Raw genomic sequence first — 10,708 nt, forward strand, 5'->3', positions numbered from 1 at the left:
CTCGTTATGAGTCCTTTTTTTGTTAAATTGTGTTGCACTTAGATTGTACATCCAAGGCCAAAAAACACCCCCGCATATGCGGGGGCGTCTGATACGTTACGAGTGGTTCTCTCAGCAGGTGTGGCACTTGTCGTAGAGACCCTTCTCCTTGAGGAGTTTCACCATCGTCTCGCCGATGTGGGCGACGGTGTCGGCGACGGGGATGCCCGCCGCATTGAGGGCTGCAACCTTGTCCGCTGCCGTGCCCTTGCCGCCGGAGATGATCGCGCCGGCATGACCCATGCGCTTGCCCGGAGGCGCCTGACGGCCGGCGATGAACGCCGAGACCGGCTTATCCTTCAGGTTCTCCTTGATCCACTGCGCAGCTTCCTCCTCTGCCGTGCCGCCGATCTCACCGATGATGAGGACAGCGTAGGTGTCGGGGTCGTCCTTGAAAAGCTGGAGCGCATCAATGAAGTCCGTGCCCTTGACGGGGTCGCCGCCGATGCCGACGGTGGTCGTCTGACCGATGCCCGCGTTCGTGAGCTGGAATGCTGCCTCATACGTGAGGGTGCCGGAGCGCGAGATGAGTCCGACGTGGCCGGGCTTGCTGACGGTGCCGGGCGTGATGCCGAGCTTGGTCTGTCCGGAGGTGAGGAGGCCGGGGCAGTTCGGCCCTACAAGACGGGTCTTTTTTCCCTGCATATAGCGGCGCACCTTCACCATGTCGAGCACGGGGATGTGCTCGGTGATGCAGACGACGAGATCGAGCTCCGCGTCGACCGCTTCGAGGATGGAGTCCGCTGCAAAGCGTGCGGGAACGTAGACGACGGAGGCGGTCGCGCCCGTTGCCTTCACAGCGTCCGCGACGGTGTTGAATACGGGGACGCCTTCGACCTGCTGTCCTGCCTTGCCGGGGGTGACACCGCCAACGATCTTCGCGCCGTAGTCGAGCATCTGCTTCGTGTGGAACATGGCGGCCTTGCCGGTGATGCCCTGCACGATGACCTTGGTATCTTTATCAATCAGAACTGACATTGTATGACCTCCCTTTTCCTCAGGCTTTTGCTGCGGCAACGAGTTTGACGATCTGCTCTGCGCCGCCCTCCATTGTGGGGGCGGGGAAGACGTTGCCGATCGGCGTGTTCTTCAGGATCTCGCGACCCTCTTCGACCTTCGTGCCCTCGAGTCGCACGACGACGGGAACGGGGAGGGACTTCCCATCCGTGGAGATGATCTTTGCCGCCTCGATGATGCCGTTGGCAATGTTGTCGCAGCGGTTGATGCCGCCGAAGATGTTGACGAAGATGCCCTTTGCCTGACCGCCCTCAAGCATGATGCTGAATGCCTTTGCGATCTTCTCCGGCTCGGAGTCGCCGCCGACATCGAGGAAGTTCGCGGGCTCGCCGCCGTAGTGCTTGATGATGTCGACAGTCGCCATCGCAAGCCCTGCGCCGTTGACCATGCAGGCGACGTCGCCGCCGAGGTTGACATAGTTGAGGCCTGCCGCAGCCGCCTCACGCTCCTTCGGATCCTCCTCGGTCTCGTCACGCAGCTCCGCAATGTCGGGATGGCGGAAGAGTGCACTGTCGTCGAAGTTCAGCTTCGCATCGAGTGCGATGACATCATCGTCCTCGGTGACGACGAGCGGGTTGATCTCGACCTGCGAGCAGTCCTTGCCAATGAATGCGTCATAGAGTCCCTGCATGAGTGCGGCCGCCTTGCGGATCGCAGGTGCGGGGATGTTGATCGCGTATGCCATGCGTGTTGCCTGGAACGGGGCGAGTCCGATGACGGGATCGATGTACTCCTTGATGATCTTTTCGGGGGTCTCGGCAGCGACCTTCTCGATCTCGACGCCGCCCTCCTCGGAGCCCATCATGACGATGCTTGCCGTCTGGCGATCAACGACAAAGGAGAGGTAGTATTCCTTCTTGATCTTCGAGCCCTCTTCGATCAGGAGGCGTCCGACCTTCTTGCCCTCGGGGCCGGTCTGGTGCGTGACGAGGACTTTTCCGAGAAGCTCCTGCGCGTAGGCACGCACCTCATCCACGTTCTTTGCGATCTTGACGCCGCCCGCTTTGCCGCGGCCGCCTGCGTGGATCTGCGCCTTGACGACGATGACGGGGGAACCAAGCTTCTCTGCGTTTGCGACTGCCTCGTCGACGGTGAACGCCGGCAGACCGTTCGGCACGTTCACGCCGAACTCGCGCAGAACCTGCTTGGACTGGTACTCATGAATATTCATTTAGTCAATCCTCCCTTAATTTTTGTGAGCAGAACTTACCTATAGATACTATCTTACGCTTATTCCTGTGAAATGTCTAGCAATTTTGCATAAACGAATGATTGAAAGATCTTTGCAAAGCATAAAAATTTTCTATAGATGTAACGAGGTTCCAAAAACTATTTTGCAAATCCTTACAAGTCATCCAATTTGTAGACGGTCTCCGCCTCCCACACCTCGCCCATGCGCAGCTCTGGCTGGGGGAATGTCGGGTTTGCAGGCGCATTCGGGAAGAACTGTGTCTCGAGACAGAAGCCGCCGCGCCGCCGGAATTCCTTGCCGCCCTTGCCGACGACGGGTTTTTTCGCGAGGGCGTTGCCGGTGTAGAACTGCATGCCGATCTGCGTCGTGTAGCAGGAGAGGGCGAGCCCTGTTTTCTTTGCGACAACGCGTGCCGCCTTCTTGAGATGCGAGTATGGCTCGGGGGCGAAGTCACTGCGCAGTACCCAGTTGTGGTCGTAGCCGCCCGCCATCTGCAGCTGGTCATAGTCCGTGTCGATGCGTTCGCCAATCGTGTGCGGCGTTGTGAAGTCCATCGGCGTGCCGAAGACGGAGAGAATGCGTCCGTCGGGCAGGGACTCCGCATCCGCCCATGTGAATTCGTCGGCGTAGATCTCAACCTCATGGTCGAGCACGCTGCCGGCGGTCGCCCCCTCGAGGTTGAAGTAGGTGTGATTCGTGAGGTTGCAGATGGTGTCCGCATCGCTGACAGCACGGTAGGAGATGCACAGCGCGTCGTCGTCCGTGAGCCGATAGGCGACCTTGGCGACGAGGTTGCCCGGATAGCCGCACTCGCCGTCGGGGCTGATGGCGGTGAACTCCACGCCGCCGTCGACAATCTCTGCCGTCCAGAGGTGGTAGTGCAGCCCGGTAGAGCCGCCGTGGATGTGGTTCTGCTTCTTTGACCCCGTGTTCAGCTCGAGCAGATAGGGACGCCCCGCGATGGTGACACGTCCCCCCGCGATGCGGTTCGCGTGGCGTCCGACAATCGCCCCCATCGAGGCAGTGTCGGCGACGTAGCCCGCACCGTCGTCATAGCCAAGCACGATGTCGAGCGGCGTGCCGTTTACATTTCGCTCGAACCTTACCAGCCGCGCACCATAGGTGGTGATGGCGACGCGCGTGCCGCGTTCGTTCGTCAGGGTGTAGAGATCAATGCGATCTCCATTCGGCATCTTGCCGAATGACTCCATCTTCAGTTCTGTCATTGTAGATTCCCTCCGCAGCCCAGAAACGCCAATCGAAAAATCTCTTTTATTCTATCATATATTTATCGATTTGCCACAGGAAAAGAAGAAATAATTGCACCGATTGGAGGGTGTTGACTTGATGCGGAAACCTGTCGTATCATACACATGAAGAGCTGTGACAGAGCGGAGGTCGTGGTATGAAGAACTTGCAAATAGCTTCGTTGGAGGAATTGTATCGACTCTCCAAGGACCGATTGGAGGGGCAGCACGGACAAATTTCCATCAATTTCGCCAACCACAATCATGTTTACAGGGGGAATGATGTGATCGGAAACTGTCTGCAGGCATGGCTGCCCGATTGGTTCTCCCATCTGGGCGTGGATATTCATGAGGGAGCGGGGACGCAGGTGTTTCCCGATTTTGTTGCAACATTTTCGGGTATTTCGTATGATGTCGAGATCAAGGCGTGGAATATCAACAACGCACCTGCTTTTGATTTGGCGAACTTTTATAGTTTTTTGGATACGACATTTCAGCATCCCGGCAAGATCAACGCGCATTATTTCATTCTCGGGTATCAGCCGGATCGTGCAGATGATTTTGCGCAGGGATTCACGCTCAAAAAGTTGTATTTGAGGCACCTCTGGCAGATTACCGGCCCGGCCAGGAAGTATCGTGTCGGACTGCAGGTGAAGCGGGGCATACCGCATGCGCTCAGACCTTGCAATTTTCACAGCAGACCACAGACTTGTTTTGCTGAGAAAGCGGCGTTTTTGCGAGCTGCTGCGCAAGCTTTTGCAAAATTTCCGAATCCGATAATTCCTTTTACACCCGTGCAGTGGCTTGAAAAAGTGCTGCGTTACTGAAAAAAGAGGGCTGTTGCACGAAGTTTTGCTTCATGCAACAGCCCCTGTCTTTAGGGAAGTGCTGATAAATTCAGCCGCATCATCTTGACGCATCTTTTTGCCCGAACTTTGTGGGCTAATCCTTGACATAACTTTAGGGAAGCACTGATAAATTCAGCACTGTCATCTTAGCGCATCTTTTTTGCCCGCACTTCGTCGGCAAATCCTCCACATAGCCTCTGCTATGCGTCCGGTTTGCCTCCTAGTTCGGACGAAAAAATCTACGCCAATCTGACGGACTTCATTTTATCAGCGATTCCCTAGCTATGCGTCTGGTTTGCCTCCTTGTTCGGACGAAAAAATCTACGCCAATCTGATGGTCTATTTCATCTGCGTTTCCTTAGGAATCGCCGTAAGCCCTCATTTTTCAGTTGAAATAGGCACTTAGAAGGCGTTCGGAAACAGCCTTTATCACGGGAATACAGACGGTGTTGCCCAAGAGGTCAAATGCCTCCCGTTCCGTCAGAAAATCCAGTGTATAATCTTCTGGAAAACCGAAGAGTCGCAAGCCTTCGTTCGTAGTCAGTGTCCGTACGCCGCCACCCACGGGAACCGCCAGTTTTTGGACATCGGTTGCGACCAGCGTCGGCGTTACCTCGTACGGAGAAAGAACTTTTGAATACTCAAAGGAGAGTTTTCCCGTAACAATGTTATACCCCTTTTCCAAGGCGGGATCGGCAATCCGTCGATTGCCGACTTTTCGCTTTGGGTGCTCAAATGTCAAATAGCCTTTTTTGACAAGATCTTCGAGTAATTCATGCAGATATGGATGTGGATAGAAGGTAAAGATAAGACGCTCGGGAAGCGGCATCCCGTCCATCCAGTCAATCCCGATGTGCTGAGCCCATTTTTTGTTACGGCGGTGTTTCAGAAGTTTGCCAAGCAGATCCTTTTGCTCCTCGCTGACATTGCCCTTCAGTCCGATGTCCCAACTGTGAATGTTGTTGTCGCCGCCGCGTTTGTCCTTGATTGCCTTTCCATAGGTTTCTTCGAGTGTGAAATGTGACAGCAACTTTTTGGTAAAATTCGTGTGGGTCGGAGGGACTGCTGTTTCAATAATATCTTTCAAGAGGGCGGTTTTTTTCGCAAAACCGTCCAGCGGAGCAATGGTTTTTCCTTTCAGACCGATGATGTAGATGCGGCTGCGCGACTGCGCCAATCCGAAATCCTTGCCGTTGAGGACGCGGTATTGAACCTTGTAGCCGAGCTCTGTCAGTGTGTTCAGTATGATTTCAAAGGTTTTTCCTTTGTCATGGGAGACCAGACCTTCGACGTTTTCCAGTACGAACCCCTCTGGTTTTTTCTCCCGCAGGATGGCGGCAACATTGAAAAACAGAGTCCCGCGCGTATCTTGGAATCCGAGACGCGTTCCCGCCTGTGAAAATGCCTGACAGGGAAATCCCGCCAGTAAAAAGTCAAACTTCGGCAGACGGGCAGGATCTATTTTCGTGATGTCACACATCGGATTCTCGCCGAAGTAATGCTGATAGGCTTTGACGGCGGGCTTTTTTACATCACTGGAAAAGACACATTTTCCCGTTCGACCGTACTGTTTGAGAGCAGATTCAAAGCCGAGACGAATGCCGCCCAGACCGCAGAAAAGATCAATGAAGGTGATTTCATCCTGTTTTGGGCGGAGTTCCTCATGCAGTCGGGATATGCCGCGATCAATCAATATTTTGCATTTTTGAGAAAAACTGTGTGCTTGCGGAAGGGGCATCTGCATGATGATGTCGCGGTCCACATCGTCCAAATAAATGGTTACGGGCTGCTTCTTTACCAACATGGTCTTTCTGCCCGCACCGCTTCGTGTTCCTCCGTGCATGGAATGCCCTCCTCTCTGTTAGTATAACAAAAACAATGCGCTTTTTCAAGATTTCAAGACCCGAATATACGGGAGGATGCCCCAAAAATAATTGCACCGACGGGACAATCCTCCGCCGCCTCGATGGCATCGTCCTGCTCAGTCGGTAAGGGCTGACGCACGAGCACGGCAGAACGCGCCGTACGGTCGATGCGAAAGAGGGCAGGCAGCCGCTCGGCGCACATGCCGCAGGAGACACAGGCGGCGCTGTCAATGGATAGGTTCATATTTCCTCACAGAATGAAAATGGGGGTGCTGTAGGAAGGTTTTTGACTTCGTACAACACCCCATTTGCTATGCTGTTGTATGTGAGCGTCTATCGCGCTTAGGGCACTCCTTTGATCAGAGCCCTGCGCTCGCGTCCGAGTCCTCAAGCATCTTGTGCAGGTAGGCGCGGATCTCAACGCCGTGCTCCATCTTCATGACATCGGCGAGGAGTTCCTTCGCCTGCGTCGAGGTGACGGAGCGGATCATCTCCTTGACGCGCGGGATGGACGGTGCGCTCATGGAGAGCTCCGTGATGCCCATGCCGAGCAGGATGACGGCGGCATACGGGTCGCTCGCCATCTCGCCGCACATGCCCGCCCATATACCGCGCTCACGCGCACTCTGGATCGTGCGCTGGATGAGGCGCAGGACGGCGGGGTTGAATGGGTTGTAGAGGTTCGCGATCTGTGCGTTGCCGCGGTCGACCGCGAGCGTGTACTGGATGAGGTCGTTCGTGCCGATGCTGAAGAAGTCGACGTACTGCGCCAGCAGCGGAGAGACAACTGCCGCCGCCGGCGTCTCGACCATGATGCCGATCTGCACGTCGTCGGAGTATTCCTTGCCCTCGTGGGCCAGCTCTACCTTTGCCTGTTCGACGAGCTTCAGCACGCGCTGGATCTCGCTCACGCTGATGACCATGGGCACCATCATCGCCGCCTTGCCGTAGAGGCCGGCGCGCAGGATTGCCTTGATCTGCGGGAGGAAGAGGTCATGTCGGTCAAGACTGATGCGGAGAGCCCGGTAGCCGAGGAACGGATTCTCCTCGGGGTCGATGTTGAGGTAGGGCAGGGGCTTGTCGCCGCCGATGTCCATGGTGCGGATGACGCAGATGTGACCGCCGCATTTCTCGACGGCAGCGCGGTACGCCTTGAACTGATCCTCCTCGGTCGGGATCGAGGTCGATCCCATGAAGACGAACTCGGAGCGGAAGAGTCCAACGCCCTCCGCGCCGTAGGTGAGCGCGTTGTCCACGTCCATGTGCGTGCCGATGTTCGCGGTCAGCTCGATGCGCACACCGTCCTTTGTCACTGCCGGGAGATCCTTGAGCGCGGCATAGTGCGCCGCGAGCTTTTTCTGCTCCTCAATCTTGGTCTGATAGAGTGAACGCTCCGCCTCGGTCGGGCGGATGATGATGTCGCCGCGGCTGCCGTCGAGGATGGCCTCGTCGCCGTCCTGAATGAGGTTGATCTTGTCGCCGATGCCGAGCACGGTCGGGATCGCGCGCGCCTTTGCGATGATGACGACGTGGCTCGTCGCACTGCCCGAGCCGAGGATGACGCCCGCAATCTGCTCGGTGGGCATCCCCGCCACGACGGACGGCTCGATCTCCTCACCGCAGAGGATGACCTGACCGGAACCAATCTCGGGTTCTTTGACCCCGAGGACGTATTTTGCGATGCGTTTGCCCACGTCGCGCAGATCGACTGCACGCGCGGCAAAGTACTCGTCCTCCATCTGCTCGAACATCTGCGCCTGCTCGTTTGCAGCATCGAGGATGCCCTGCGGCGCACTGCCGCACGCCTCGATTTTGCCCTTGATGTTCTCCGCCATCATCGGGTCCTGCACCATCATGCGGTGCGCTTCGAGAATCGCCGACTGTTCCGCCTGCCCCTCCTTGCGGAGACGTTCAATCGTCGCCAGCAGAACCTCGGTGACGGCGACGATTGCGCCCTCTGCCTTGCTCTGCTCCTCGGCGAGTGCGCCGGGCTTGTATGCCGCAAGATAGCCGTCGAGGTTCTGCCCCGCGAGCATGACCTTGCCGACGGCAATCCCCGAGATAACCCCTTTTCCACGGATGCTTTCCGCCATATGTATACCCCCTGTCAGAAGCGCCGATGCGAGCCTGTCCCATCCGCAAGCGATCGGCGTCGTCTATGAAAAAACGCCGCGAGGCAAACAGTGGACTGCAAAACCTCGGGCGTCTCCCAGCGATTCCTGTATTATTCTTCGCCGAACTTCGAGTTGACGAGATCCGCGAGTTCCTTCACGGCGGCCGCCTCGTCCTCGCCCTCGGCGATGATGGTGAGCTCCGTGCCCTTGACGAGCCCCATGCTCATGAGCATGAGAATGCTCTTTGCGTCGACCTTCTTGCCCTTTGCCTCGATCTGGATCTTGGACTTGAACTTGGTCGCCGTCTGGACGAACACCGATGCGGGACGTGCGTGGATGCCCGTCTTGTTCTCGATCATAACTGTTTCCTGCGTCATGTGAACCTCTCCCATCCGTTAGTGAATCAGCCTATATGCTCCCTCGCGTGCACTGTATCTTTTTGCACGCGAATGAATACCGTGTTTATTATACTATAAAACGCAAAATGAAAAAAGGGTAGAAAGTAAAAAAATGGCACAGACTTTTTTTATTATTTCCTATGTCAAAGAAGGAAATTTCATATTTATGTCGAAAGAAACGTTAGAATACCTATCGGTATGCACATTGTATCGGGCATTGATGAGGAACAGGGGGCGAGGAGGATGCAGTCGCAGATTCGTCTCTCCGCGCTCTTTCTCGCCGCTGTCATGAGCATTGGCGTTGTTGTCGGCATGATTGTGCTGCGGCCGCCGCTCACGCAGATGTACTATGTGCAGCTGGGCGGCCTGATTGCCGTCGCGGGGTTCATCGTGACGCTCTACAACCGTTTCCTGACGGCGCGGGCGCGTCGGCGTGCAGAACTGCCGCCACAGGAAGATGTGACGGAGATCCCGCGTGCGGAGCTGCTGACAGACGCGCTGCCGGAGAGCCTTGATGTACTGCTGGATATCGCGTACGAGGCGGCGGATTCAAACCCCGCGCGTGCGATTGCGGCATATCGCCGTGCACTCGCGCGCTATCCCGAGGACTCCTATATGCCGTATCTCATCATCGAGCTCTCCACGCTGTATAAGAACCTTGGGGACTACGATGCGGCACTTGCCCTCTTTGACGAGGCTCTTGCGCTGCCTGTCATTGCCAAGAACGCCGTCATGCTGCAGGAGTTTCAGCACTCCCGCAACATTTTGACCGTCGTTTCTCATATGCTCACCGCACAGGGAACGCCCGCGCTCCCCTTTGGAGAGGTTCCGAAGGAGCTGCTGATGGAGGCGGATCGGCGTGCGGAGGAGCTGACAACCTGACATTTTTAGTAAAATGGAGGAATACAAATGAAGAAAAGCGTTGACATTCTGGGACTTCCCGTCATCAGTATCACCGAGGGGCGCGAGCTCGGCATGAGCAAGACCCTGCTCATCGACGCGCCGAACCGCGTCGTAGCGGCGATCACGATTGAGGACGAGGACTGGTATCGCGGAGTCAAGCTCATTCCCTACGATAATGTCATTGCGGTCGGCGAGGATGCCGTCACGATCAACAACAGTGAGAACATCCTGACGCTTGATGCGGCGGGTGATTTCGAGACGCTGCTCGACGACAACATCCGCGTCATCGGCACGAAGGCGATCACGCGCTCGGGTGTCATCCAGGGGACGATCTCCGAGATCTTCATCGGGGATGACGGCAGCATCGAGAAATGCGAGATCACCGCGCCCGAGGGCTCGACGACCGAGGTGACGGCGGATCAGGTCTCGATCTTTGGAAAGGAAGTCACGGTCATCTCCCCGGAGGGCGATGCCGGAAAAAAATCTGACGCAGCGGCTGCACCGGCGGCATCCGCTGTGACAGCACCCGCAGCTCCCGTGGCTGCGGCAGAGCCGGTGGCAGAGGTCGCTGCGCCCACAGTCGAGGAGACTGCTCCCGTGGCAGAGCCTCCCGCAGAGGAGCCCGTATCTGTGACGGAGCCTGAACCCGTTGTCGAGGAGCCGGTTGCAGAGCCCGCTCCCGTGGTCGAGGTCGCGCCGGAGCCGGAAGTTCCTGTCGTTGAGGAAGCTCCTGCTGAGGTTCCTGCAGAGGAGCCCGCACCTGCTCCTGAGGCTGCACCCGCACCCGAGGAGCCGGCGGCAGAGTCCACCGAGGACAAGAGCGCGGAGCGCGTGAACGAGGATCGTCACCGCCGCTTCCTGCTCGGCAAGAAGGCGACGCGTACGATCAAGATGGACAATGGCGTTGTCATCGTTGAGGCGGGCGCGGACATCACCGAGGAAGTCCTGCAGAAGGCGAAACTCGGCAACAAGTTCATCGAGCTCTCGATGAGCGCACAGTAATTTCAGACGATGAGTATACCCAACCATCGCTAGGGAAGCACTGATAAATTCAGCCACGCCATCTTGACGCATCTTTTTTGCCC

General features: G+C 56.7%; 10 protein-coding genes and 1 pseudogene. 3 read left to right on the plus strand and 8 right to left on the minus strand.

Going from position 1 to position 10,708, the window contains the following annotated elements; genetic code table 11:
• Positions 1-111 precede the first annotated feature (111 nt).
• From sucD to ACO6BQ_RS10515, 3 genes are all read right to left on the minus strand, one after another.
• The gene (gene sucD, locus ACO6BQ_RS10505; RefSeq protein WP_489120830.1) at positions 112-1,017 is read right to left on the minus strand and encodes a succinate--CoA ligase subunit alpha; all 906 of its coding nucleotides are present in this window, start codon (positions 1,015-1,017) and stop codon (positions 112-114) included.
• Positions 1,018-1,036: 19 nt separating this feature from the next.
• Positions 1,037-2,227, minus strand: a complete 1,191-nt coding sequence (gene sucC, locus ACO6BQ_RS10510) for an ADP-forming succinate--CoA ligase subunit beta (protein ID WP_489120831.1) — start codon at positions 2,225-2,227, stop codon at positions 1,037-1,039.
• A 173-nt stretch (positions 2,228-2,400) separates the two neighbouring features.
• Positions 2,401-3,474, minus strand: a complete 1,074-nt coding sequence (locus ACO6BQ_RS10515) for an aldose epimerase family protein (protein WP_489120832.1) — start codon at positions 3,472-3,474, stop codon at positions 2,401-2,403.
• A 179-nt stretch (positions 3,475-3,653) separates the two neighbouring features.
• Between ACO6BQ_RS10515 and ACO6BQ_RS10520 the strand changes: the two genes are divergently transcribed.
• Positions 3,654-4,322, plus strand: a complete 669-nt coding sequence (locus ACO6BQ_RS10520; RefSeq protein ID WP_489120833.1) for an NgoBV family restriction endonuclease — start codon at positions 3,654-3,656, stop codon at positions 4,320-4,322.
• Positions 4,323-4,455: 133 nt separating this feature from the next.
• Here the strand turns inward: ACO6BQ_RS10520 and ACO6BQ_RS10525 are convergent.
• From ACO6BQ_RS10525 to ACO6BQ_RS10545, 5 genes and pseudogenes are all read right to left on the minus strand, one after another.
• Positions 4,456-4,563, minus strand: a pseudogene (locus ACO6BQ_RS10525) (secretion protein HlyD); the annotation flags it as partial.
• A gap of 165 nt (positions 4,564-4,728) precedes the next feature.
• A complete protein-coding gene (gene dcm, locus ACO6BQ_RS10530; RefSeq protein WP_489120834.1) occupies positions 4,729-6,186 on the minus strand; it encodes a DNA (cytosine-5-)-methyltransferase in 1,458 nt (485 codons plus the stop codon).
• A 53-nt stretch (positions 6,187-6,239) separates the two neighbouring features.
• The gene (locus ACO6BQ_RS10535) at positions 6,240-6,452 is read right to left on the minus strand and encodes a ferredoxin (RefSeq protein ID WP_489120835.1); all 213 of its coding nucleotides are present in this window, start codon (positions 6,450-6,452) and stop codon (positions 6,240-6,242) included.
• A 115-nt stretch (positions 6,453-6,567) separates the two neighbouring features.
• A complete protein-coding gene (gene ptsP / locus ACO6BQ_RS10540; RefSeq protein WP_489120836.1) occupies positions 6,568-8,301 on the minus strand; it encodes a phosphoenolpyruvate--protein phosphotransferase in 1,734 nt (577 codons plus the stop codon).
• 131 nt (positions 8,302-8,432) lie between these two features.
• Positions 8,433-8,699 carry an HPr family phosphocarrier protein gene (locus ACO6BQ_RS10545; protein WP_006696600.1) on the minus strand — a complete coding sequence of 89 codons (267 nt, stop codon included), beginning with the start codon at positions 8,697-8,699 and terminating at the stop codon, positions 8,433-8,435.
• 219 nt (positions 8,700-8,918) lie between these two features.
• Between ACO6BQ_RS10545 and ACO6BQ_RS10550 the strand changes: the two genes are divergently transcribed.
• Positions 8,919-9,602: a conjugal transfer protein TraD gene (locus ACO6BQ_RS10550; protein ID WP_489120837.1), complete on the plus strand. Its 684-nt coding sequence runs from the start codon at positions 8,919-8,921 to the stop codon at positions 9,600-9,602.
• Between the two features lie 27 nt (positions 9,603-9,629).
• On the plus strand, positions 9,630-10,625 hold the full coding sequence (locus tag ACO6BQ_RS10555; protein ID WP_489120838.1) for a PRC-barrel domain-containing protein: 996 nt from the start codon (positions 9,630-9,632) through the stop codon (positions 10,623-10,625).
• The last annotated feature ends 83 nt before the right edge of the window (positions 10,626-10,708 follow it).

Source organism: Centipeda sp. (in: firmicutes) (assembly GCF_057271695.1).

What these genes read in the sequence shown, in the direction of transcription:
- sucD (WP_489120830.1), bottom strand. Translation starts at nt 1,017, where the DNA reads ATGTCAGTTCTGATTGATAAAGATACCAAGGTCATCGTGCAGGGCATC.
- sucC (WP_489120831.1), bottom strand. Translation starts at nt 2,227, where the DNA reads ATGAATATTCATGAGTACCAGTCCAAGCAGGTTCTGCGCGAGTTCGGC.
- ACO6BQ_RS10515 (WP_489120832.1), bottom strand. Translation starts at nt 3,474, where the DNA reads ATGACAGAACTGAAGATGGAGTCATTCGGCAAGATGCCGAATGGAGAT.
- ACO6BQ_RS10520 (WP_489120833.1), top strand. Translation starts at nt 3,654, where the DNA reads ATGAAGAACTTGCAAATAGCTTCGTTGGAGGAATTGTATCGACTCTCC.
- dcm (WP_489120834.1), bottom strand. Translation starts at nt 6,186, where the DNA reads ATGCACGGAGGAACACGAAGCGGTGCGGGCAGAAAGACCATGTTGGTA.
- ACO6BQ_RS10535 (WP_489120835.1), bottom strand. Translation starts at nt 6,452, where the DNA reads ATGAACCTATCCATTGACAGCGCCGCCTGTGTCTCCTGCGGCATGTGC.
- ptsP (WP_489120836.1), bottom strand. Translation starts at nt 8,301, where the DNA reads ATGGCGGAAAGCATCCGTGGAAAAGGGGTTATCTCGGGGATTGCCGTC.
- ACO6BQ_RS10545 (WP_006696600.1), bottom strand. Translation starts at nt 8,699, where the DNA reads ATGACGCAGGAAACAGTTATGATCGAGAACAAGACGGGCATCCACGCA.
- ACO6BQ_RS10550 (WP_489120837.1), top strand. Translation starts at nt 8,919, where the DNA reads ATGCACATTGTATCGGGCATTGATGAGGAACAGGGGGCGAGGAGGATG.
- ACO6BQ_RS10555 (WP_489120838.1), top strand. Translation starts at nt 9,630, where the DNA reads ATGAAGAAAAGCGTTGACATTCTGGGACTTCCCGTCATCAGTATCACC.